Origin of the sequence: Vibrio sp. J2-3(2022) (assembly GCF_021725735.1) — a bacterium.
Classification (GTDB): Bacteria; Pseudomonadota; Gammaproteobacteria; order Enterobacterales; family Vibrionaceae; genus Vibrio; species Vibrio diabolicus.
In genome coordinates, this window is record NZ_JAKKCK010000001.1 from 1,011,682 (window position 1) to 1,036,381 (window position 24,700).

Sequence of the window (24,700 nt, forward strand, 5' to 3'; positions counted from 1 at the left end):
CTGCCTCCTTATGCCGTTTGCGCTGCAGTTTTGGGTTTGTCTTCTTTCGAAGCAGGAATCTCGACTTTGGATTGCTTCTCGTAAAGGAACTTCAACACCGCTTGTCGACACTTCTGATACTGCGCATAATCTGCCAGTGCGACACGCTCGCGAGGACGCGGTAGATTCACTTCTAACACTTCGCCTATGGTTGCTGCCGGTCCGTTGGTCATCATCACGATTTTGTCGGATAGCAGCACCGCTTCATCCACGTCGTGGGTAATCATTATCACGGTATTGTTTAGCTCGGCTTGAATCTTCATCAGTGCATCCTGTAAATGCGCGCGTGTTAGCGCATCCAACGCGCCAAATGGTTCATCCATCAATAAAACCTTTGGTTGAAGTGCCAGTGCTCTCGCGATGCCGACTCGCTGCTTCATACCACCAGAGATTTCATCCGGCTTTTTGTGCGCGGCATGCTGCATTTGAATCAACTCTAAATAGTGATTCACTTGTTCCTGAATCCACGCTTTGCCCTTTTTGCCGGCAATTTGTTTTACTGCGAGCTCAACATTTTGATACACGGTGAGCCAAGGCAATAGTGAATGGTTTTGGAACACAACCGCACGGTCAGGTCCCGGCCCTGCCACTTCTCGTCCATCGACGATCACGCCGCCGTCTGTTGGCATGTGCAGACCCGCAACTAAGTTCAATACCGTTGATTTTCCGCAACCAGAGTGGCCAATCAGCGATACAAACTCGCCTTTATTGATTTGCAAATCGACGTTCTTAAGCGCGATGAATTCGCCATCTGGCGTTGGGAATCGCATCCCTAAACGCGTTAGATCTAATAATGCTTTTTCCATGATCTTTTCCCTTATCTCAACGCTTGTTGTTTATTCCAAGACAGCCACTTTTGAAGTTGCAGCATGCCTCTATCGAGCATCAAACCGATAAAACCAATGGTGATGACTGCCACCATGATGCGCCCCAATGATGCTGAACTGCCGTTCTGGAACTCATCCCAAACGAACTTGCCTAACCCTGGGTTCTGAGCGAGCATTTCTGCCGCAATCAACACCATCCAAGCGATACCTAAAGAGAGACGTAAACCGGCGAAGATCATTGGAATGGCAGAAGGTAAAACGATGGTGCGTATGTGCTGCCACCACGAAAGTTGGAGCACTTTGCTCACGTTGATTAAGTCTTTATCAACGCTCGTTACACCCACTGCGGTGTTAATCAGCGTCGGCCACAAGCTACACAGCGCCACTGTGATCAGAGAGTTAATGAACGACTTAGCAAACATCGGATCATCACTCACATAAGTGGCACTCACCACCATGGTAACGATAGGCAGCCAAGCCAAAGGTGATACAGGCTTGAGCAATTGAATGATTGGGTTGAACGCTTGATACAGCCCTTGATTAAGACCAAGCACGATACCAAGCGGAATCGCAATGACCGTCGCCAGCAAAAAGCCCGCAGTCACAGTCACTAAGCTTGTTATGATTTGATCGAAGAACGTCGGCTTACCTGTATAGGGACGAATCTTCACTTCCGCATCCGGATTCTTGGCTAACTTCGCAGCATTGCGCTTTTCCTGACGCTCGATAAACGCTTGTTCCTTTTCTCGCTCTTGCCAATGGTCATCGACAAGGTTGCTGAACTGCTGAAAAGTTTGCACTGGCCCTGGTAGCGTACCTAATGAGGTTTGCACTTCTCTCGCCGCTAAGTGCCACATTGCCAAAAAGATCAGCAAGCCAATGACGGGCAAAAGCACCAACCGACTTCGGTTCACTACCTGCTTAGCAGGAAAAAGGGAAATGACATTACTAGACATACTCACTCCTAAGAAATTTACATCCTTGTTGCCACAAGCGAATTCCCTCGCCTGTGGCGTTTATCGTTATGGTTAAACCTTGTCCTTTCCTTTAAGCCCGATAGAGAACTTCTCTAGATATTTATTTGGCTCGCGACCGTCATAAACGATGTTGTCGATAAAGTGTGTTTGTGGCGCACGGAAACCATCTTCAGCACTAAAATCTGGGAAGTCTTTTTTGCTCAACACACCATCTTCAATCAGTGCTTGAGCTGCTTGCTGGTAGATATCAGGACGGTAAACCTCTTTTGCTACATCCATGTACCAATCATCGGATTTCTCGCTTGAGATCTGTCCCCAGCGACGCATTTGGGTCAGATACCAAATCGCATCGCTGTAATACGGATACGTGGCGTTATGACGGAAGAACACGTTGAAGTCTGGAACGTCTCGTTTGTCGCCTTTCTCGTATTCAAATGTGCCCGTCATTGAGTTGGCGATAACTTCGGCATCGGCTCCAACGTATTCGCTTTTTGATAGCATCTTCACTGCTTCTTGGCGGTTGGCATTGTCGTTTTCATCCAACCAATGTGCCGCTCGAATCAAGGCTTTCACTACGCGAATGTGTGTGTTTGGGTACTTCTCAGCCCAAGCTTTGGAAACACCAAACACTTTCTCTGGGTTGTTCTTCCAGATCTCGTAATCGGTCACGACTGGTGTACCAATGCCTTTGAACACGGCTTGCTGGTTCCATGGTTCACCTACGCAGTACCCTTTGATCGTGCCCGCTTCCATTGTGGCTGGCATTTGTGGTGGCGGTGTAACACTCAAAAGAACGTCAGCATCCAACTGGCCACTGTTGTCACCGGATTCTGGAGCATAAAAGCCTGGATGAATCCCACCTGCCGCTAACCAGTATCGCAACTCATAGTTGTGCGTCGATACAGGGAACACCATACCCATGTTGAACGGTTTACCTTTATCCAGATAGCTGTCCACAACTGGTTTTAAGGCATCCGCTTTGATTGGGTGAACTGGTTTGCCATCTGGTTGCTTTGGAATGTACTGCTTCATCTGCTCCCAAGTATCATTGGAAACCGTGATTGCGTTGCCGTTCAAATCCATACTGAACGCGGTAATCACTTCTGCTTTTGTGCCGACACCAATCGTCGCGCCCAATGGCTGACCAGCAAGCATGTGCGCGCCAGCAAGCTCACCATCGATGACTCGGTCTAATAGCACCTTCCAGTTTGCTTGCGCTTCTAAAGTTACGTACAAGCCTTCGTCTTCAAAAAAGCCTTTCTCATAAGCAACCGCCAGCGGTGCCATATCGGTTAACTTAATAAAACCAAACTTCAGGTCTTCAATTTCTGGCTCACCCAACTCTGCCTTTACGCTGACAGTGGTAAATACCGATAACGAAATTGCTGACACTTTCAGCATCGAACTCCATTTCATTGGTTTGCTCCCATAAAAAAAGCGCCACTACTCCGAAGAGCAGTAGCGCCGTTGCTAAGTCTACAATTACCGCCGTTGATAATTGAGATAAGCGATTCAACAATAAACCCAATTCTACTAATCCAATTACTGTGCCAACTTATTTTCTACTTTAAATACAGCACATTAGAGTTTACCCCGATTACCAAACAACTGTTTTTGCTTGCTGTTAGTGCAACACGCACCACGGTAGAATTTCTGCCATAACTCCAAAGTAGTAGAGAAGTTAATCCATTAACTGCAATGCCGTAATCAGATTCTTCGCCACTTGTGAGAGCGTTTGACTCGATTGCATGGCGGAGTTTCTTAACGCTTTATAAGCCTGCTCTTCATCAACGCTGTGCATCTTCATCAGCAGACCTTTGGCTTTTTCCACCAGCTTGCGCTCTTCGATCTTATGGGTCAGCAACTCAATTTCCGATTGCATACTTTCGAATTTCGCTCTCACTAATGTCGCATGTTCAATCCAAGGTTGAAGTGCAAACTCGCTATCGTTCGGCATGAGAACATAGTCCATTTTTTCTGATAACCGATTGATGTCATTCGATGATAACTGCTTTAAGACGATAAGAAGTGGTGCCGATTTTCTGCGGCAGAAATCCACAATCAAACGCAGTTCTGCCGTTGGCTGCTGCCATCCAACCACAACGCTTGCCGACGGTTCTCGTTGCATTAACGTTTCTAGTTGTGCCAATTGGCAGCCGATGATGTTGTCGTAATCTTTGCTCAACAAGCCGGACAGTCGAGCCTGCTCTTGAAGGCTATCACAGCACACTATGATGGGTGTTTTTGACGTTGATCGAGTCATGCACATTCCTTGTTTATATCTCACTCACTAAGAGAGACATAACAAGGACTGTGCCAATTAAAGTTGAAGTATTTTAACTAGAGGTAAGATGTTCTTTGAAGAAGCCTAGTGTGCGTTCCCACGCGAGCGCCGCTTCTTCTGGTGCGTAGCGTGCCGTTGAGTCGTTGTGGAAGCCATGATTGACGTTTTCATACATTAACGCCTGATATTGCGCATCGTTCGCGATTAATTGCTGCTCATAGGCAGGCCATGTGTCGTTGACGCGCTTATCGAGCCCTGCGAAGTGAATCATCAACGGCCCTTTGACCTGCTTTTGAATCTCTTGCGCCGCTGGTGTTCCGTAGAAAGGCACACCTGCATCCAGCTCTTCTGGCATTACCGCTGCAAGCATATTGACGATGTATCCACCGAAGCAGAACCCAACTGCGCCCAATTTACCGTTCCCACCCTCGTAGTGTTTAATGAAATTAGCAGCAGCAATAAAATCTTGTTCGATCTTGGCTCTGTCCATCTCTTTCTGCATGGCGCGACCTTCATCGTCGTTCCCCGGATAGCCACCGAGTGGATAAAGCGCGTCAGGAGCAAAAGCAATAAAGCCATCTTTCGCTAGTCGCCTGGCGACATCTTTGATGTATGGGTTTAGACCTCGATTTTCATGAATCACCAACACTGTCGGCGATTTTAAGGTCTTCTTCTGTGGCACAACCAAATAGCCGCTACCTTCCCCATGTCCATTGGGCGAGGCAAAGGTTTCATAGGTTGCTTTGATCTCAGGATCATTAAAGGAAACTTGCTCTGCGAGTGCATAATTTGGAGTCAGAGCATCAACCAGGGCCGTCATACTAAAACCTAAAACAGCGAGGCCACCAAGACGGTTGAGAAACTCTCGACGAGAGATTTTGCCATGTGCGTATTCGTCATACCAATCGAAAGCTTCTTGTGGAATGGGATGTGACGCCTTGTTGTTAGAATTTGAGTGCTTTAGAACCATTATCCTTGTCCTCATTTCTTATCGAAAAGTAAACTCATCAGGCCTCACTGATGTTTGCCCCAACCAGTTGTGAGACACTTCAAGTGATAAATACATCACTGACAAGCTTACACAAACAATAGATAAAGGATTCCGATCCAACAACGTTTCGCGGTTAGCTCGTCACAGGATTAACTGCCACAACAATAGTTTTCCCAATAAGCAAACGCACGTTCAAAGGCCTGTTCCCTATCGTGCACTTGAGCAAAGAGCACAACTGTCATCGTTGCCAAAACCGTATTCGCCATTTGGTTCATGTCATCTTCTGACGTCCCAAACGGACAGTTCGTAGGCATTGGCACCTCAGACAGCATTTGCTCCGTCCAGTAGTGCGATGTCACGCCGCTTGTTTGGCTTAGCCATACCGTTTGGCTTACTTTCGGGTTGTATTCTGACTCACCCGATTGTCCTTTGAATGACACAACGGCGTGAGCGGTTTGACCGATTTCATATTCAACTTCAGCATGAAGTTGTTGGAATCCAGGATGGAAGCTACCACGAATACCAACCGTCGCCTGCCCCGGATTCAATGCACGAACCACGGTATTAATCGGCGTTCTCAGCCCATAACGATTCTTCCAACCGATCATGGTTTCTGCTTGAGGAGCAAATGCACTGAGCGGTAGATACACGATGTTTTGCGTTTCTAACACACGCTTTGCGTCTTCTGCTGATTCCGCTTTCGCAATAGCAAATTTGCCGAGGTAGTCTTCGGCGTGTAAACGACCAGATTGGCAGTCGTGATAGCCATGCATCAGCACTTTATGACCATTGTCAGCAAGGATCTTCGCTGCTAACAGGTGCCAAGGCTGACCTGCCGCTTCACGTTTGCCTGCGTAACATGGCCAGTCGATATCTGCACCAATAGCAGGCATGCGGGATTGGAATGCTTTCACAAAGCCAGCGATTTCTTGTTGAGTCTCGTTTTGTACGCGGATCAGCATCAGCAGAATAGCCATTTGATCATCATCGCACTCTCCGTTTAGGTATTCATCCATAACTCGAAACGCTTGGTCAAAGTTCAGTGGTTTTCTACCACGTTCGCCACGACCGACTGTTCTGATACACTCCAAAATGCTGCTCATATTCCCTCGTATTCCGTCACTGACTGTACGGTTTCTATTAGTTGTTCGTGCAGTTTGACAACTTCTCCCATCACAATCAATGCTGGGCTCACGCCTTTAAGTGCAATCGATAACTCATTGAGCTGATTGAGTTGGGTAACATGAACTTGTTGCTGAGGGCTGCAACCATGAGTGATGACCGCAACAGGGAAATCTTGGTTCAAACCAGCGCCGACTAAACCGATTTGTATGTCTGCCGATTTTTCTAATCCCATGTAGAACACCAATGTTTGTCCGCTTTGCATCAGTTGGCTCCACGCTTCAAATGCGCCTGTTACCACTTGCCCTGTAACAAAGGTAACGCTGCGAGCAACGCCGCGATGAGTCAGCGGAATCAAGCTGTTTGCGGAACACCCAATCGCAGCAGTAATACCCGGTATGACTTCATAAGCGATAGAGTGTTTGACGAGCGCTAATGCTTCTTCGCCTCCACGACCAAATACAAAAGGATCTCCCCCTTTTAAGCGCACAACTCGCTTTCCTTGCTGAGCGAGCGACACCAACAAATCACAGATTTCTTCCTGACCAATACTAGGTTGTCCGCATCGTTTGCCCACGTAAATCCAATCGGCTTGTGGCGAGGCCAACTCCAAAATATCTTTGTTTACCAGACGGTCGTACAACAGCACCTCTGCCGACATAATCGCTTTCACTGCCTTCACGGTTAACAAGTCTGGGTCGTGCGGTCCTGCTCCGACAATAGAGACAAAACCTTTGTGGTTCGCATCTAGATCTTCGGAGTGATTTTCTAAAAGTTGGTTCAGTTTGCTTGCTTGGTCATGCTTAGAAAAGCGAGACGAGCGTTCTTGACTCTGGTCCGCTTGTCCTTTCTTAAACCAAGACTTTTGATAAGGCGCTTCCATGTGCTTATCCTCTTTATGACTTACTTTATTTGAATCGCCAGACTTTGCTGGTTCGCTTGCAGTTTACCCTTTTGATGCAGATGGCTGTCGAGCATTTGTTTGATTTGAGAAACGCACGAACCACAGTTGGTACCGCATTTGAGTTTGTTTTGAAGTTGGGTCAGTGAAGTGCAGTCTTGTTTCTCCATCGCGTCATGTATCTGTTTATCAGTAACACGGAAACAACTACACACCAGTTTGGCGCTGCTTTGCGATTGAGTGATGGTAAGCAGTTGCGATAACTCCATCGGCTTGCCAATCAAGCCGGTAAAGTTGGTGTAGTCGGTTTGAATCGGTTCACTAGACACCACCAAAACAGAACGAATGATACGAACGTCTCCAACAAGGTCGTAATCCACCGCTAGCCAACCTAGGGCAATATCTATCGTAATCCTGCGACTCTTTTCCGTTCGACAAAAACTCTGCTTTTTTGGTCGTTTATCGTGTGCGAAGCGCCAGATGCCCAAATTACTTTCTGCTTGAAATGCGCTGTAGAGAAACTTGCCAGAATCAAACTGTGTCCCGATGAACATACCGTAGGTTTTTACCGCTGCGTCTTGCACTTCAACATAAGACGACTTAAACGCAGGTTGCCCAGAAATAGGGTCTTTTGCGCTGTTTATTATCGCGTTAACACTGCTTTCACCGCCATATCGGCCCGCCCAGTGCATTGACATAAACAGCTCCTGAAAACCTAAACCTTCATCAATGGCAACTTTGGCATAAATACCGGTGTTTGAAGTAGGCTGAAACAGCTTGATGAGCTGTCCGGCTTTTAAGCGATTTTGAGTGGCGGAGAGTGTATTCATGTACACGGTTGGCTCTAACTCAGAGGCGGCTAGGTGTGCGATATGCCCTGTACGCGTCATGGTATGCCATTGGTCACGTTGCCTGCCCGTATTGAGCCACCAGCCTTTTGTTCTCTCTAAGCGTTGAGGTAATTCGCTGGTGACGACAAAACGCGCTTTTCCATCTGGGTGTGAATAGATTCCATCAGCAAAAGGGCGCCCTCCTCCCCATTGAGTCGGTACCCACTCTTCGTATTCTTGCTCGGTTAAGTTCGCGTGTTGAGACAGGTCGAGCTTCAATGGCGAATCTGCATTCATACCTGTCATCGCCGCATATTCCCTGAATACCGCCCGCTCAGAAGTAAACGCAAAGCCATTTTGTGTTTTTTCCAATGTACACAGAGCTTGTCCGACTTGGCTTATCGCCCACCAATCTGGTTTTACTTCACCAGGTGGTATTTGAAACTGACGTTGACGAGACATTCTACGTTCAGAGTTAGTCACCATGCCTTGCTTTTCACCCCAACCAGCCGCTGGCAATAAAACATCTGCATATTTAGCAACGTCCGACTCCGCGGTAATATCAGACACAATCACAAAAGGACAAGCCTCTAACGCGCGCTTAACCATCTGATTATCAGGCAAAGAAACCACGGGATTGGTTGCCATGATCCACAGAACTTTAATCTCACCACGTTCTACCGCCTCAAACAGCTCGACGGCTTTTAATCCAGGCTTAGTGGCAATTTCGGGTGAATCCCAAAACGCTTGGACTTGCTTTATAGAATCTGCGTCAAAAGCGCGATGAACCGCTAGTTGGTTTGCCAAACCACCGACTTCTCGCCCACCCATCGCATTCGGCTGACCTGTAATAGAAAACGGCCCACAACCTGACTTAGCAATTTTACCTGTCGCCAAGTGTGCATTAATGATTGCATTGCCTTTATCGACACCATTTTCGGCTTGGTTAACCCCTTGGCAAAACAGCGTGATTGCGGTTGGGCTTTGTGCGAACCATTGGAAGAATGTCGTGAGTTTTTCTTCTGAAATACCAATGGAATACGTTAAATTAGTGACATCGTAACGCAAATCAGAAACTTCTTCTGCAAGCGCATCAAACCCGTCGGTATGGGAATTTATGTATTCAGAATCAATATATTGCTGCTCGATAAGAAACTTGAGCAGCCCATTAAAAAGTGACACATCCCCATCGTTTTTAATCGGTAGATGCAAATCCGCTTGCTGCGCGGTGACCGTTTCACGCGGGTCAATAACCACTAATTTAAGGTTTGGATTATTCTCTCGCGCTTGCTGAACACGACGGAATAACACGGGATGCGTCCAAGCGGTATTCGCACCGCAGATGATCAACAGCTCGGTATTATCAATATCGTCGTAATTGACAGGAACCACATCTTCGCCAAATGCGCGTACGTGAGCAGCAACCGCCGAAGACATGCATAAACGGGAATTGGTATCGATGTTCGCGCTACCCACGTAACCTTTCATGAGTTTGTTCGCGACGTAGTAATCTTCAGTAAGCAACTGCCCTGAAACATACATCGCGACAGAATCTGGTCCAAACTCCGCTTTCGCTTGATGGATCTCTTGTGCAATTAAGTCTGTGACCGACTGCCATGACACTTCTTTTTCCCTTAGCTTGGGGTAGAGCAACCTTGAAGGCATTTTTAAGCTTTCTGCTAATGCGACACCCTTTACACACAGTGAACCGGAATTGGCCGGATGAAGCGCATCTCCAATAATCTTGTTATTGCTGATTTCAATTCCGCAGCCTACTCCGCAATACGGACAAGTTGTCTTTCTACACCCTTGTGACATAACGCCTCCTGCGCGACTAATCCTAAATTACAGGCAAAAAAAAGCCTCTCCCGAATCGAGAGAGGCAGCAATGCCTTTAACGCTGTTAGTACATTTTCAAAAGTAATACCCTATCCCGCTCTCGCCTGCTATAGAGAGCGGCGCATCGAGTTAACGATGAACATTTATCTCAAAGCAAACGAGGTGCCAAGATTGAAAATCATTAATTTACAAAACGTTAGAATGTAAACAACTATTGCAAAGTAATACCGCGCACTGATTGAGTGCAAGTTTCGTTCATTATCGTGCAGGGTTACTTTACTAATTCCATGACCAATCTAGACTCTTCGTCACCGAAATAATGCGCTTCTTCTTTTAATACTTTGAAGCCAAGGGAGAGGTACAAAGACAATGCAGGCTGATTATTCGGATCGACCGTCAACTTCACACTTGAGCCCAACTTCAACGGCGCAATGGCACTTTCAATCAGAGAACGCGCAATACCCTTACCACGATGTTGAGTATCGACAGCCAGTGACATGATCCAATATTGCTGCGCATTTGTACTTGTCGTCAGCAAAATATACCCTGCGACTTGCTCCCCCTCTTTCGCCACTAGTAAGCTTTCCCCCCAACAATCAAAAGCTTGTCGAAAGAAAAATTGAGGATAGGCATGTTCTCCAAATAAAGTATTTTCAAGCGTATACACAGCCAATAAGTCGTCTTTATGTGCAGACAGAATGTCCATTCAATGATTCCTCCTTTAACATTTGTGGCGGCAGTATATACCTAAAACTCATCTAAATGCAGGACTCATAGACCTGTCACTTGCTAGCCCTCCAATATGCACCATGGCTCATTAAGTAAGAGCAAGCTTCTTTAGCATATACATCCATGATTAAGTTTTAACCACAAAATCAAAAACCACCCATTAGTAAAAATTTGAAATATAACACCAATTTATCACTTAAAATTTAGATTAAAATTCTAGTTTTTAAAAAAATTCATAGTTTGATAAGTTACAACCACCCCTTATATTCAGCATGATTCACCACACTTCCGATGTGATAACAAACACCAAAACCTATACCATTCTCCGCATTATTATTTTTATAAAAGCGAGTTTTAAGTGAAAGAATCTCGAAATACGTTAAATTCCAGTGAATTAAACACAACAACATCTTGGTCAAAACACGACACACATTGGGTCCTTAGTCTGTTTGGAACAGCCGTTGGTGCAGGCATTCTATTTCTGCCGATCAACCTTGGTATTGGCGGTTTTTGGCCGTTAGTCGCAATGGCTTTGCTTGCTTTCCCAATGACTTATCTCGCCCACCGTGGTTTAGCTCGCTTTGTACTGTCTTCCAAGATCAAAAATGCAGACTTTACTGATGTAGTAGAAGAGCACTTTGGCGCAAAAGCGGGTCGCTCTATTTCACTGCTGTATTTTCTTTCGATCTTCCCGATCCTGTTAATTTACGGTGTCGGTATTACCAATACCGTAGACAGTTTTATGGTTAACCAAGCTGATATGGCTTCTTTGCCTCGCCCTCTGCTTTCAGGTGTACTGGTGTTTGCATTAATTGCCATTATGATGGCGGGCGAAAAAGTCATGCTACGGGCTTTTGCCATTATGGTTTACCCATTAGTGGCTATTCTTGCCTTTCTTTCATTTTACTTGATACCAAACTGGACCATGCCAATCATGGACGTCCCAGAAGCGTCTGCTTTTGCTAGCACTATGTGGTTAGCGGTTCCTGTGGTTATTTTCTCGTTTAGTCACGCTGCTGCGATTTCAAGCTTTGCAAATGTGCAACGTCGCCATTATGGCGATCAAGCGGATGCGAAATCCGAAGTAATTCTTCGACGCACTAGCATCATGTTAATTGCGTTTGTGCTTATTTTTGTCTTTTCGTGTGTATTAGCGCTGTCACCAGAGCAATTGGCTCAAGCTAAAGAACAAAACGTGTCGGTGCTGTCTTATTTAGCCAATGCAACAGACAACCCATTTATCGCAACGCTTGGTCCTTTGGTGGCTTTTGTTGCTATCACTTCCTCTTTTCTTGGGCACTTTTTAGGTGCACGCGAAAGCTTAAATGGTTTAATTACTAAACACTCTAAACTGTCTGAAAAGCGAGTTGATCGTATCAGCGTTGCAGTACTTTTCTTTTCAATCTGGGCAGCAGCGATCATGAACCCAAGCATTCTTGGTATGATGGAAGCGTTGTCCGGGCCTGTTATCGCGATGATCTTATTTATTATGCCAATGTTAGCGGTATACAAAATCGATGCATTGAAACAATATCGTGGGAATAGCTCAACTTACTTTGTTTTAACTGCGGGCATTGTAGCGGTAAGTGCATTGGTTTTTAGCTTCTTCAGCTAAAAAGTAGTTATTAGGTTGGATTTTCAGGGGAATACCTTATACGAGATTAAGGTGATTCCCTGAATTTTCTTACTCTTAAGCGGGTAACCATCGTTACCATTGACTCTTAAATAAGAGCAAAAACGCCCGCAATCATAAGTACTGAAGCGATACAAGTGCGGCCAATAATACCGAAGTGTGAAGGTTGAATCATTTCATTATGCATAGTTAATCTCCTGTTTATTATAAAAGCCATTTTTTATTGGCTTAATAACACTATGTCTAATATCGAGTTTTTTAACAACCCATACAAACATTAAATATTTATGACAGAAAGATAATTTTTTAGCGAACCAGCCACCTTTCGAGATGCTAATCGCACCGACTAAATGATGAAACTTACACCACTAACAATGTTCGTCACACTAGATTCATCGCACTGTTTATCTTGTCGTTAAATCAATCTTTCCACTTTTGAACAGATTTATCATTATAAATCAGAATATTAGCCTCACCTTTCGCGAAACTTTCTTCACAAGCCGTTTGTAACTCGGAATCCATCCGCACTTAGCCAATAAGAAGTGATAGACTTACCTAGTATTAGGGTTAAACGAGATCACATTTTATTAATAAGCTCATGCACTTTCCGATTAAAACGCTAACTTGCGCGCTGTTCTCAGTACTTGGATTCTTCTTCCATCCAACCCATGTACTTGCCAACACAGAAAAACAGAGCTATCTGGAAGAACACATTTCTCCTCAAAGCAGCTCCATGCTCAATCTCTATTTTCGTTCAATGGGTAAGCCGCGCTCAATTGAAGAAGATGAATTAGTTGCGCCACAGAATGCGTCAGCGGAATCTCTTGCGCTTTATTACTTTGCGCGCCTATACCTAAAGCGCTACGAAGGCGTTCCGCTGCCCAAAGATATGCCTGATTTAATTGAGTTTGGGACAGAGCATAATTTACCGTGGGTAGTCGCTGAAGCACAGCTTAATAAAGCGGTAACCATGATTGAACTAGACGACAATTGGAATGCAGAACTTGTACTCCATGACATCATCGCTGAAGCCCGCGATCTCGGCTATTTAGCGCTAGAAGGAAGAGCATATCGCTGGCTAGGGAACTTAGAGGTTTCACGGAATCAACTACGTAGCGGACTCAAGTATTACCGAACCGCCTATGAGTTGTTAGAGAGAACCGTATTTGAAATGCAAGTTGCCATGACGCTGAATAACATCGGTACCGTCTATATCGATGCATCCGATTGGGCTCGCGCCAGTAGCTACCTTACGCAAGCACTCGATACCTATTTAAACAGCGAATATCAATATGACAACAGCCTTTTCATTGGGGTTATCTACGCAAACTTAAGTATTGTTCACTTAAGCAGTGGAGATAGCGAAAAGGCAGAATACTATTTTAATGAAGCAATCCGACTCTCAATGCAAACGGGGTCAGACGTCATCAAACACTATTCATTATCCAGCTTCTCACAAATGTTAAGTTCGATAGGGAAAATTGATGAAGCGTTGATGGTTGCACAGCGTTGCGTAGCTCTCCCTATCACGGGAAACGTAGAGGCGAAGAAAATGCCTTGTTATGAAGCATATGCAGAAGCATACCTCGCAGATGAACAATACGATAAAGCTATTTCGACAGCTATCAACGTACTTGAGCAAACTAAATCAACCGATGAGCTAGAAATACGACAGCGCATTGATATGCTGTCGGTCCTAGTAAACGCGAATCAAACCCTTAATAATTTTGAAGCGGCTTTTCGTTACTTGACTCAGTTAAGAGAGCTAGAAGCTGAATTTTCTCATCATATTCACGGCGAAGAGATGATTAATATTAAGTTTGACCTCGAAGCTAAGTTAGCTCAGAAAGAACTCAAGCTACTAGAAACGAAAAATGCGTTGCAAGCTTCAGAGCTGCGTTCACAACGCTATAGAGAAATGTTCTACTTTATCGCTATCGCAGCGATTGGTGTCGTTGGCTTTCGTTACGTACTACGCGTTAGGCGTATTAATAAAGCACTCACTCAAGAAAATACTACCGATCCATTAACTCAATTGCACAACCGTCGCTACCTTCCCATTTGGCTGGATAAAATGGCTCGTAGAAGCCCAGATAGAACGTTTGCCTTAGCCGTATTAGATATCGATCATTTTAAAACGTTTAACGATGAATATGGGCATGATATTGGCGACAAGATGTTAATTCATATTGCCAGGTTATTTAATGAATCGACTCGCTCTGGGGACCTACTCATCCGTTGGGGTGGAGAGGAGTTTGTCTTATTATTTGAAGTAAACAGAACTGAAGATTGCGCTAAATTCTTGGATCGATTGAGATATATCGTGGAAAACACGCCACTAGTGGTTGACTCTAAGTCATTAAACGCGACAATTTCTCTCGGGGCTGTCGACAGACTGTCCGTAAAAACTATTCAACAAGAATGGGATCAATGGTTTTTCTTCGCAGATCAAGCTTTGTATGACGCAAAGCAAGCAGGAAGAAATCGCTTCGTTATTCACCCGACGTCATAAGAGCAAAATGAAAAAAATCCTAACCATCACTATTTTTGCGCCTGCACTTCTCACTGCGTGTAGTAACCATCAAGCCTCTCAACTGGGAATGCGCAGCAGCAGTGTTAACGTATATGCCCAGCAAATGAGCAACACTCAATTGTGCGAGACCCTCTACTACAACCGTGCAACCAACCAAACCAAAGTTGCGATTGGCGCTGAGTTTAACCGACGTGGTTTAAACAAGAAGTGGTGTGATAGTGAGTTCAATAAGCTATACATCAAAAAGTGGATTGATAACGTGTTACCCAAAGAAAAGGCCAAACCGAAGAAACCAATGGCGACAATTCAACCAGCTTCAACTAAATAATCCTTCCTCTCAAAGCAGACAGTACGACCGTATTTTCTGCTTTTTACTTTTCATACGTGCGCTATTCGACATTAAAAAACCCTATAGTTTCAGTGAATTAACACTGACTCATGTTGTTCGTCGAACTTTTTATGTAAACAAGTTGTAAATGGTTTTCGTCCTTATTCTTTGTCGTTAGGTTTGTTTATTCCTGTTAGAGGAATATGAAACAGGAGCTAAAAAATTCCAAACAAAGACATGAGGTCAAAAATGGAAATACGCATTAACCGCCTACTTGCTGCTATGTTGGCAGTAGGCATTGCACCTGCCGTCTCGGCGTTTGATCCACTCTATTCTGAACAATGGCACTTAGACAACACAGGGCAAACTGCTTTTGCAGCTAACCCAGCTGTTGCTGGGAACGACCTAAACACCAAGCTCACTCAAGCAATGGGTATTGCGGGTATCGGTGTAAAAGTCGCGGTCATTGATTCTGGAGTGCAGATCGATCACCCAGATCTTGCAGGTAATATAGTTACAGGTAGCAGAAACTTCGTCGAAGACTCTTCTTTCCCATTAAGTTATCCGGTTGATACCAATGGTCACGGCACTGCTGTAGCCGGTTTGATCAGCGCAGTCGGCAACAATGGTGAAGGTGGACGCGGTGTTGCTTCTCACTCTTCTCTTATTGGTTTTAACTGGTTAGCCAACCAGACATTAGAAGGCTGGCTAATCTCTCACGGCATGGACCCAGCCACACGCGATGTTCGTGTATTTAACCAAAGCTATGGTTTCAGCCCGATCAACCCAATAACTTTTGATGAAAGCGATCCTCAACTTAAACTTGAAATGGACGTGATAAAAAATGTCAGTGAGAGTAACTCATGGGGACGCGGTGCTGTATTTGTTAAGTCAGCCGGCAATGGTTATCGCTATTTCAATGCGGGAAGATTCTTCGTATTACCAAGTAACTTCTTTGCTGGTGGAGACAACCAAGGCTTGCCGATGCACAACTCCGCTCAGTCTTATGACAACGCCAACTACTTTAATTTAATCACCAGTGCACTACGTGCGGATGGCACGCGAGCGAGTTACTCATCGGTGGGATCTAACGTATGGGTTGCCGCACCAGCAGGTGAATATGGGCAAGACTTCCCTGCCATGGTCACCACCGATTTGATGGGTTGTGAAGAAGGGCAAAATACCAGCGACGGCCTTGGTATCAATGGCTTACACGGCGGTACGGAGCTAGACCCGAACTGTAACTATACCAGTACAATGAACGGAACCTCGTCGGCTGCGCCAAACACGTCCGGTGCCATCGCGGCAATCATGTCCACAAATCATGCACTTTCTGCTCGTGATGTACGTGCTTTACTAGCAGAAACAGCAAAAGTAACGGATAAAACGCATCCAGGCGTACAACTTGAATTTACTAACCACAAAGGTGAACAGGTTAGCTACGAGGCTATTTCTCCTTGGCAGAAAAACGCTGCAGGCGTAGATTTCCATACTTTTTATGGCTTCGGCGCTGTCGATTTGGATGAAGCAATGCAACGTGCTCGCATGACAAATCGTGTTTTACCGCCTCAAGTTATTACGCCTTGGGTTAATAATGCTAAAGAAGTCAGTGTACCCGATGCGAGTCTGGCTGGCGGTTCATCAAGTATCGCTATTGCCGATGATCTGAAGGTAGAATCCGTTCAAGTGAAATTGACATTAGACCACTCTCGCCTGCCCGACTTAGCTATCGAGCTCGTTTCGCCATCAGGGACTCGTTCCGTTTTGCAAACACCACGTAATGGTCTTGTTGGTCAATCTCTTGACCCAACGATTACTGGCTACAAAGACCAACTAATGTTGTCTAACCAGTTCTATGGCGAAGATGCAAAAGGCGAATGGACATTACGAGCAATCGATACGAATGGCGACGAAGTCTTTTCTTACATTGCATATTTTAACTCTTCAACCATCTATGACGTTCCGATGGCAAACAACGCTCAGCCAGGTGTTATTAAGAACTGGTCGATGCGCATCTTTGGACACTAAGGAGTCAATTACATGAAATACATATCATTTTCTATGCTGGCTCTTTCTATGATGACGGCTAGCGCATACGCTGAGCAACAACTCTCTCAACAACCCGCACCTGAACTGTTTGTGCCTTCAGAAGCTGTTGAGATTAATGGCCAAGATTATCGCAAGGTGCAAACGGGTACAGCTAGGAGCCTATCCGAAGAAGTAAAGCTTCAAGCCGGTGATGAAGTGTTTAAGAATGCGTTTAGCAATGTATCCAAGGCCACTGGACTGGTTTACATCACGGTAAACAACCCTAACGAAGCGAAAGCGGTCGCCAAAGAGCTAAAGCTGGAAGTTGTCTTCGCAGAGGGAGAATCTGCGGTGTTAAAAGCATCTCAAGATCAAGATCTACTGAGCATTAGCGACTATCTAAACGCAGACAGCCGGGTAAAAGCGTCTAAAATTGAACTAAACAGCGGTAAGTACCGTGCACAATAATTCTCTAGCAAGAGAAGTTGGCTGATAAAACCATGCCTCAGCGATTGCTGAGGCATTTTTATAGGTGGGTATAGAGACCCTCTTTTTCTTTTGTAGATTACGACGGAACTAGCATGATATTTAGGGGAGCGTGTCCGGCTGCGCCTGTCATTTCTTAAATAAAATAACTTCGGTTCTTAGTTTATCCTGCGTGGTTTCTTGCGGATTATCTAAGTAGCGCTCAATCCCTAATGGGCTGGTTTTGGCTTTCATACCACTCTGGCGAACCAAGTTCATCGCTAAAGCCCACGCATTTCCCAAAAACTGATATTCCCCACGGTGCTCGACGACAAATGTTTCACTCTCAGGTATGGTACCAGTAACCGCCCCCTCTGGCGCAGTTACCGCGTTATCAAGTGGTAAGCAAGTGATAAACTCAAACATACCTTTCTGCATATCCATCGACTGGTAATAACAAAATAACTCGCCGTTCACAGATAAGCCCTTGTCATCAACTATCTGCTTTAACTTGTGAACTTGTTCTTCTATTACCGGACCTAATTCTGGAATGCTGGCCTCGCCTTTTATTCCGATGTAATGAACCTGAGGCTGGGTTCGATTACCAATTTCAACCAAGTCTGAGAGCACTTGTCCGGTTTCAAGTTTGCTTTTGAGCATGCGTAGCCCACGTTGATAATCCATCTCTATCATCGACTTAAACATACTTTTCAAAAAGAACAGATACCAAGGAACGCGTGATTGCATTTGCCATTCGACTAAACAACCACCTTGTGACGGCGTCACTATTAAAGTCACCTTTCCGTGACTCTTGATTGGGCGAAAGAAATGAAGCTCCATATCTAACCGATGTTCTTGAGTGCTTTCAAGTACGATGGCACCAGTCCCAATACGCTGACCATTCCATTGGTAACTGGCTCCAACGTGACCTTGATTATCGCTGAATGTCAGCTCGCAACTCGGTTCAAGAATGATCCAAGGTGACCAATCAGGCCAGTTATTAAAATCCTTGAGATAGCCAATAATCTCGCTTTGATTCTTATTAATTTCAATACTTCTGCTGACCTGATAAGAAAGCATAACGGTTCCTCAAGTTTCCGCGTCACTAACTTCAGTCTAATTCAAATTCCAGTTTTTTCTTGTTTGACTGTGGGTTAGACGCACAAAGCTAGGAACAGAATTCCACTTTCGCACTAAATCGAACACCATCATCGTCCAGTATTAATGCCCATCCCATCCGTTCACATATGCGTTGTACGATAACAAGACCACAACCGTAACCAGCGTTGTACGTCTCGTTACCATCGTGACGATTCAGGATCTTAAGAGCATGACCATCCAACTCAATCTCAATATCTCCCACACTATAGCTAAAGGCGTTTTTAATCAGATTGTTGATTACAATGATCACAAAACTCTCCGGTGCATTCACGACACCACTATGTTGTTCGTGCAAAGAGTAGTTCGAATCTTGCTTGGCAAATAAAGGAGCCAGCTCTTCCAGTTGTTTTTGTAAACAAGTAAGAAGCTGATGCTCTCCGTAATGCTGAGGCTCTATTTTCTCTTTACCGAGCAAGAGAAACGCTTCTGTCAGTACGCGCATGTCTTCACAAGCTGACTGCATTCTCGCGATGGCTTTTTGCGCGACTCGAGGTTGTTCTGGAATACGCGTTAGAATGTCTGTTGAGCCTTTGATCACCATGATTGGCGTTCTCAACTCATGCGATGCAAAACGACTAAATTCTTGTTCTCGTTTGAAATAGCCCGCGATATCGTTTTTATTATCCAGCAAAGTTTGCTCTATCTGGCGTGTCTCGCTGAACTTGGTTTCAACTTGGAAAGCGGGTTGATCCGGTGACATTTGGCTGATTTTGTCTTCGATTTGCGCTAGTGGTCGAGACAATATTCGCACCATATAAATGCCATACCCGACCATAACAAATGAAAATAAGCCACCGAGCAGTAGCGTAAACTGATGCAGCGAGCTTTCGTATTCGTCGAGGTAATCATCGGAGTCATCTTGAAACACAATGTACATAAGCCCCTTCCCTGAGGGGTGTTTCAATACGACAAAGTGTTTGTCTTCTTCACCAAGCAGATATTCGTAAAAACCGGGCGAAGTAAAAGAGAGCAACCAATCCGGTGTCGGTGCTTCACTCCAATATGAGTTGAACTCCAATACGTTTGGCAATGGCGCATCCCAGCCCTGTTTCTCGAAATTCTCACTATAAAGTGCAGCTTCAGTATCAAGCCAGTGATGTAAACTCAGCACTTCAAGTTTGTTTTCTGCCACATAAATCAGCGACCAAAAAAGAGTAAACATCACAAGCGTCATCACCCCAAAACCCCAACGGATCTTGCGATAAATACTTGGATATTCGTTATGCTTTAAGTCGGTAACCTTGTCCATGAATAGTCTCTAATCGTGATTCTTCAAAACCTTTGTCTAACGCGGTTCTTAAACCATAAATATGGCTACGAAGTGCATCACTTCCGGGTGGTTCGTCTCCCCACACACTATCGATCACTTCTGTGCGCGAAACCGATGCTGGAGCACGTTGGAGAAGTAACTTTAAAATCTTGGTTTGAATTCGGCTCAGCTTAATTTCTTTGTCTTTTCTCGTCACTTTGCCTGTGCGCGCATCTAAACAAATGTCCGCAAACTTGAGCGTGCCAATATCTTGCCTTGGACCGCGATTAGCCAAAGCATGAACACGCAAACTAAGCTCTTCCATCGCAAATGGCTTCATTAAATAGTCATCGCCTCCCGCTTTAAATGCCGCGATTTTGTCATCTAACGTATCTTTTGCGGTTAGGAAGAGGATTGGCGTTCCACAGAGCTGATCTTGTCGAAGTTTCTGTACCGTACTAATGCCATCGAGCTTAGGCATCATGATATCCATGATGATTACATCGTAATGATTATCCTCGATTAACTTCAGTGCGGCCTCACCATGATACGCACAATCGATAATCATGCCTTCAAGCTCAAGATAGTCCGCAATCGTCTCCGAGACATTGTGGTTGTCATCTACAATTAAAATTTTCATAAAAATCACACTTCTTCACGATCTCTTCACGATATGCCCAATAAGATACAGGCAATTTCCTAAACTAGCTCGTAAATTGAGGTTAATACAATGAAAAAACTCGCTCTTATTTCTGTAGTAGGTTTGGCATTGTCTGGTTGTGGTGGTTCAGGTGGTGGCAGCAATAGCGATAGCACACCAACTCAACCAGTAGTGAAACCAAGTGTAGCGATTGGCTCTGTTGAAGCGGTCAACGCTGAAGAAAACACGTTAACCGTCAATGGATATACATACCATGTGTCTGGGGTGGTTTATGGCGATACATCAATGCAATTGGCCGATGTAGAACCCAAAATGATGGTTCAAGTAGGAACAGATGTTCGTAAAGCGTCTGACGATGGCTTCTTAGTAACACTTGAGCCAACCATTACCGGACGTGTTACAGCAATTGATTATGTGAAGAAAACATTTACGGTAAACGGCGTAGATCTGCAGTTTGACGGTTTAAGTGATGATATAGAGATCAACGACTGGGTGATGGTGTCATCCTTGCCGACTGCGGATGCGGGTTATCGAGTGTTGTCTGTGGTCGAAATCGACGTAGATAACGATTACCCAACTCTTGGAAGCTACTACGAACTGGAAGGTCGCATTACTAGTATCGATGAAAATGCTGGCACGTTTAAGCTTGGTTCAAATATAACCGTATCTTACGACAACATTAGCCAACTTAGCATCGGCCAATGGGTGGAAGTAGAAGGTGAAATGCAAAACGGCGTCTTCATGGCAAATGAGGTAGAAGTTGAAGGCTACGACGTCATAAGCAATGACAGCGATGTGGAAGGCATCGTGACTTGGGTTGCAAATGATTACAGTGAGTTTTCATTAAACTACCGAGGTGCATTCTTCATCGATAACGCAACACGATTTGAAGATGGCAGCAAAGCGAACCTAAAACAAGGCCAAGAAGTGGAAGTAACGTCTGTCATGAAAAATGGCAAACGCATCGCTACCGTTATTGAGTTTGAGCAACCAGACTTTGACGATAACAACCAATGGCGCGGTAAAGAATTTGAATGTGAAGGATACGTATCAAACTACGATGCTGAAGCAAGAACATTTGACATCGAGCGTTGCGAAAACGACGCAGATCAATTGCTAAACAACACGACCGTTGTAATTGATGTACAAACACGCTTCCAAGGCATCGAAGAACTTAACCTAAATGGTGCTCGTGTCGAAGTCGATGGTGTAATCATCAACGACCAAAATATTGCCCGTGAAGTGGAGTTGGACGTTTACGACAACTGATACCTTCTACGCTAAAGAAAAAGTGTCACGTCGGTGGCACTTTTTTGTTTTTCTATTTTTAAATCCTCTCTCTTCTTTTGGCTCACTTTAGTAGCGAAACCTTACAGTAAAAAAGAGCGCCGATTGACGCTCTTTTCGATCTCTAATTGATAACCAATTATGCGGCCTCTGTCTGACCTATCCAATGATAATGGTGGTTGGCTTTTTTACCCACTAAACCGAGCTCTGCCAATTCCTCAAACACCTTGTCTACCTCTTCCGCAGATAGCCTAAATTGTTTGGCAACGGCTTTTTTTGTGCACGTAATTTGATGCGTTTTAAGTGCATCGCTAACTTGCTCTAACAGAGTTTTCGGTTCTTTTGGCTCTTCAGGCTCCGGCGTTACTGGTATTTCTTGCTCTTCCTCCTCTTTGATATGAGGAAGATATCCCGCTGGCTCTGGATCGATATCGCGAACCGTTTTCAGTATCATGCCCTCATTTCGGCGATAGAAATGTCTAAACCGTTGCTCTTCACCAATCAGGCCGACAAAAAATGCAGCAAAGAAATCCAACAGAATCGAAAGAAATACAACTAAGCCAAGCTGAGCTTGCTGAGAGGTGGTACCAAATGCGTTGGCTAGGCTATCAATCAAACCAATCACTGAGCCTTGCGTGACCGGTGGCAAACTATCACGTTCCATAGCCAAGCGTTGCTGCTCTTCGCGTAAGGTTTTGTTTTGCTCCTGAATGCGAGTTACACCAGTCGCGATACGCTCCATCTCGATGTATTTCTGCGCTGCCATATTGTTGAGCTCAATCTGTTTATCGATTGCCGCAATTTGGCGATTAAACGCTTCCACTTTCGCCTGCTCTACCGAAATATGGCTTTGTGCGCTGTTTGTTGCACTGTTAATGCCACCAATACTACCGCCAATGGAGATCGCAGCTAAGACTAAATAAAACACGAGAGCGGTTGCCGCCCCTGTATAGTTGCGATGGGCTCGGCGCTCACCGTATTCATACCAAGCGTAGAACTTACCCGCTTCAAAAATAATCGCTAAACCACCAAATAAGGTTTGCATCATCGGGTTTTCGTCGATCGACAAAAACAGCAATAGAGAAAAAATAGTCGATGCTAAAATCGCAGCACCAGTGAATGCGTATACACTCACCATGGCAAATCGACCTTTAGGGTATCGATATCCAATCTGTTGTTCGTATTTCATTTGAGAAATTTCTTAAGATTAATCGTCCCTCCGACTAAGTAGGACGGACGTTCTGGCATGTACAAAGGAGCGCAGAATACCGTATCCTTTATTAAATTACTGTCATAATTCCGTTAATGGAAAACAAGTGAAGATTCGGTGTGCATTTTGAATCGATATCAGCCAAATCTAGCACGTAAAAACACCACTTCGGCACCCACTAACCGAAGTTTCAGTGACATATAAGAGAGATTAATTCAGTATCTTCAAAAGCGACTAGGCAAGACAGACAAGCTGAATTGGAGGTTATGAATGCAAGCCGAATCAAGACATGCCATCTGCCGTAACACGTTGCTTTAAATCGTAAAGAGCCAAGCTATTAAAGCGTTAAAAATAGGCAATAAAACAAATAATGCACACTTGCATCACCTTTTAGTAAACTGATAATTACATTGTTTGGTTAATTTGTTAGTATCCCGCGCCGAAGAAGATAAGCACTCAATTGTATGGAAAACACTCTAATACAGCATAAACACCATCGCTTGCACGCTATTGCGGTTATTATCGCGGTGTTGTTTCAGTTGTATTTAGCGTCCACAGCGACTCTTAACCCAACACAAGTTCACAGCACAACCTGGCTTAACAAAGTTCAAAGTGAAAAGGTCTTACTGTGTACCGCAGATGGTTTCAAATGGGTGGATATCAATACGCTGATTGAAGCTAACGCTCAACCTTCTTCTACGCTCATTCAAGATCTTAATTTACATGAAGGCTTTCAGTTTGAATGTCCGCTTCTTCAAGCAGTTCAATTCTTTCTTTTGGTTGCGATTGGGCTATACCTGACTACCATCCATTGGCAGCGCCGAGTCAAGAAAGCTCTGACGCCTTACCGATTTTCAAAATGCGATAAGCTCGTTTACAAACACATCGCGCCTAAGCACTCTCCGCCGAGTGTTTTTCCTGCCTAACAGGCATCTAATCATTAACAACTTTATTCAAAAATAACGATGACTCTGTTTGTTGTCCATTCAGAGAAGCTATTCATTCAAAAGGAAAAACACATGCTTAAATCATTAAAAACCGCCGCTATCGCGCTTATTGCTGTCATCGCTAGCCCACTGAGTTTAGCGCACGATTATGAAGCAGGAAAAATTCATATCGACCATCCATGGAGCCGCGAAGCGCCACCAAACGCACCTGTTATCGGTGGTTTTTTTCAATTAACCAACCACGGTGACAGTGAAGATGCATTGATCGCAGCAGAAAGCCCAATCGCAGGACATGTCGAAATTCACACGCATAAGAAAGAAGATGGTGTGATGAAAATGATTAAGATTGACGAAGTGCGCGTTCCCGCCAATGACTCAGTGTTGTTTAAGCCAGGCAGCTTCCATTTAATGATTTTCAATCCAACACAAGCGCTCAAAGAAGGTGACCGCTTCCCTATGACGTTAACATTCAAAAACGCGGGTAAGGTGGAAGTAGAAATGGCGGTTGAAAAACAAGGACACATGGAAAAACACATGCACCATTAATGACGTAAACAAAAATGCCCGCTGATTTAGCGGGCATTTTTATTTCAGCTTAGTAGAAATCATTATTCCGATAGATCATAACCCGATTCTTCAGAAGAATAGCAGCGCTTCGC

Annotated in this window: 21 protein-coding genes; 8 read left to right on the forward strand and 13 right to left on the reverse strand. The window is 44.7% G+C overall.

Going from position 1 to position 24,700, the window contains the following annotated elements:
• Window positions 1–8 precede the first annotated feature (8 nt).
• From L3V27_RS04365 to L3V27_RS04405, 9 genes are all read right to left on the reverse strand, one after another.
• On the reverse strand, window positions 9–845 hold the full coding sequence (locus L3V27_RS04365) for an ABC transporter ATP-binding protein (protein ID WP_237311110.1): 837 nt from the start codon (window positions 843–845) through the stop codon (window positions 9–11).
• A gap of 11 nt (window positions 846–856) precedes the next feature.
• Window positions 857–1,822, reverse strand: a complete 966-nt coding sequence (locus tag L3V27_RS04370; RefSeq protein ID WP_237311111.1) for an ABC transporter permease — start codon at window positions 1,820–1,822, stop codon at window positions 857–859.
• A 72-nt stretch (window positions 1,823–1,894) separates the two neighbouring features.
• Complete coding sequence (locus tag L3V27_RS04375; protein WP_005387573.1) at window positions 1,895–3,259, reverse strand: CmpA/NrtA family ABC transporter substrate-binding protein; 1,365 nt, start codon at window positions 3,257–3,259, stop codon at window positions 1,895–1,897.
• Window positions 3,260–3,524: 265 nt separating this feature from the next.
• Window positions 3,525–4,106: an ANTAR domain-containing protein gene (locus L3V27_RS04380; RefSeq protein ID WP_237284273.1), complete on the reverse strand. Its 582-nt coding sequence runs from the start codon at window positions 4,104–4,106 to the stop codon at window positions 3,525–3,527.
• A gap of 73 nt (window positions 4,107–4,179) precedes the next feature.
• A complete protein-coding gene (locus L3V27_RS04385; RefSeq protein WP_167427567.1) occupies window positions 4,180–5,097 on the reverse strand; it encodes a dienelactone hydrolase family protein in 918 nt (305 codons plus the stop codon).
• 170 nt (window positions 5,098–5,267) lie between these two features.
• Entirely contained in the window at window positions 5,268–6,221 is a 954-nt protein-coding gene (locus L3V27_RS04390) for a glycosyl transferase family protein (protein WP_237284274.1), read from the reverse strand.
• Complete coding sequence (cobA, locus tag L3V27_RS04395) at window positions 6,218–7,123, reverse strand: uroporphyrinogen-III C-methyltransferase (protein ID WP_237311112.1); 906 nt, start codon at window positions 7,121–7,123, stop codon at window positions 6,218–6,220. The genes L3V27_RS04390 and cobA overlap by 4 nt, the downstream gene beginning before the upstream one ends.
• Before the next feature lie 20 nt (window positions 7,124–7,143).
• On the reverse strand, window positions 7,144–9,789 hold the full coding sequence (locus L3V27_RS04400; protein WP_237311113.1) for a nitrate reductase: 2,646 nt from the start codon (window positions 9,787–9,789) through the stop codon (window positions 7,144–7,146).
• Between the two features lie 292 nt (window positions 9,790–10,081).
• Window positions 10,082–10,516: an N-acetyltransferase gene (locus L3V27_RS04405; protein WP_005395641.1), complete on the reverse strand. Its 435-nt coding sequence runs from the start codon at window positions 10,514–10,516 to the stop codon at window positions 10,082–10,084.
• A 381-nt stretch (window positions 10,517–10,897) separates the two neighbouring features.
• On the opposite strand from L3V27_RS04405, the gene L3V27_RS04410 reads away from it, so the two are divergent.
• The 5 genes from L3V27_RS04410 (at window position 10,898) to L3V27_RS04430 (ending at window position 17,529) form a co-directional block, all read left to right on the forward strand.
• Window positions 10,898–12,154 (forward strand): aromatic amino acid transport family protein, encoded by a 1,257-nt coding sequence (locus tag L3V27_RS04410; protein WP_237311114.1) that lies wholly within the window; start codon window positions 10,898–10,900, stop codon window positions 12,152–12,154.
• A 616-nt stretch (window positions 12,155–12,770) separates the two neighbouring features.
• The gene (locus L3V27_RS04415) at window positions 12,771–14,684 is read left to right on the forward strand and encodes a tetratricopeptide repeat-containing diguanylate cyclase (RefSeq protein WP_114322966.1); all 1,914 of its coding nucleotides are present in this window, start codon (window positions 12,771–12,773) and stop codon (window positions 14,682–14,684) included.
• A 7-nt stretch (window positions 14,685–14,691) separates the two neighbouring features.
• The gene (locus L3V27_RS04420; RefSeq protein ID WP_237311115.1) at window positions 14,692–15,033 is read left to right on the forward strand and encodes a hypothetical protein; all 342 of its coding nucleotides are present in this window, start codon (window positions 14,692–14,694) and stop codon (window positions 15,031–15,033) included.
• Between the two features lie 249 nt (window positions 15,034–15,282).
• Window positions 15,283–17,061 carry a S8 family peptidase gene (locus L3V27_RS04425; protein ID WP_237311116.1) on the forward strand — a complete coding sequence of 593 codons (1,779 nt, stop codon included), beginning with the start codon at window positions 15,283–15,285 and terminating at the stop codon, window positions 17,059–17,061.
• Window positions 17,062–17,073: 12 nt separating this feature from the next.
• The gene (locus tag L3V27_RS04430; protein WP_012842506.1) at window positions 17,074–17,529 is read left to right on the forward strand and encodes a hypothetical protein; all 456 of its coding nucleotides are present in this window, start codon (window positions 17,074–17,076) and stop codon (window positions 17,527–17,529) included.
• Window positions 17,530–17,676: 147 nt separating this feature from the next.
• Here L3V27_RS04430 and L3V27_RS04435 read toward each other — a convergent pair whose 3' ends face one another.
• The 3 genes from L3V27_RS04435 to L3V27_RS04445 form a co-directional block, all read right to left on the reverse strand.
• Window positions 17,677–18,606: an SRPBCC family protein gene (locus L3V27_RS04435; protein ID WP_237311117.1), complete on the reverse strand. Its 930-nt coding sequence runs from the start codon at window positions 18,604–18,606 to the stop codon at window positions 17,677–17,679.
• 88 nt (window positions 18,607–18,694) lie between these two features.
• Window positions 18,695–19,936, reverse strand: coding sequence for a HAMP domain-containing sensor histidine kinase (locus tag L3V27_RS04440; protein WP_237311118.1), 1,242 nt, complete (start codon window positions 19,934–19,936; stop codon window positions 18,695–18,697).
• Window positions 19,908–20,576, reverse strand: coding sequence for a response regulator transcription factor (locus L3V27_RS04445; protein WP_005395631.1), 669 nt, complete (start codon window positions 20,574–20,576; stop codon window positions 19,908–19,910). Before L3V27_RS04445 ends, L3V27_RS04440 begins: the two co-directional genes overlap by 29 nt.
• A 90-nt stretch (window positions 20,577–20,666) precedes the next feature.
• Between L3V27_RS04445 and L3V27_RS04450 the strand changes: the two genes are divergently transcribed.
• Window positions 20,667–21,866, forward strand: a complete 1,200-nt coding sequence (locus L3V27_RS04450) for a DUF5666 domain-containing protein (protein WP_237311120.1) — start codon at window positions 20,667–20,669, stop codon at window positions 21,864–21,866.
• 157 nt (window positions 21,867–22,023) lie between these two features.
• Here the strand turns inward: L3V27_RS04450 and L3V27_RS04455 are convergent, their stop codons facing one another.
• Window positions 22,024–23,073 (reverse strand): hypothetical protein, encoded by a 1,050-nt coding sequence (locus L3V27_RS04455; RefSeq protein WP_047009268.1) that lies wholly within the window; start codon window positions 23,071–23,073, stop codon window positions 22,024–22,026.
• Window positions 23,074–23,558: 485 nt separating this feature from the next.
• Here L3V27_RS04455 and L3V27_RS04460 point away from each other — a divergent pair, with 485 nt between their 5' ends.
• Together L3V27_RS04460 and L3V27_RS04465 are read left to right on the forward strand one after the other, a co-directional pair.
• Window positions 23,559–24,020, forward strand: a complete 462-nt coding sequence (locus L3V27_RS04460; protein ID WP_046875326.1) for a hypothetical protein — start codon at window positions 23,559–23,561, stop codon at window positions 24,018–24,020.
• Between the two features lie 93 nt (window positions 24,021–24,113).
• Window positions 24,114–24,587 carry a copper chaperone PCu(A)C gene (locus L3V27_RS04465; protein ID WP_046875325.1) on the forward strand — a complete coding sequence of 158 codons (474 nt, stop codon included), beginning with the start codon at window positions 24,114–24,116 and terminating at the stop codon, window positions 24,585–24,587.
• Window positions 24,588–24,700: the final 113 nt, after the last annotated feature.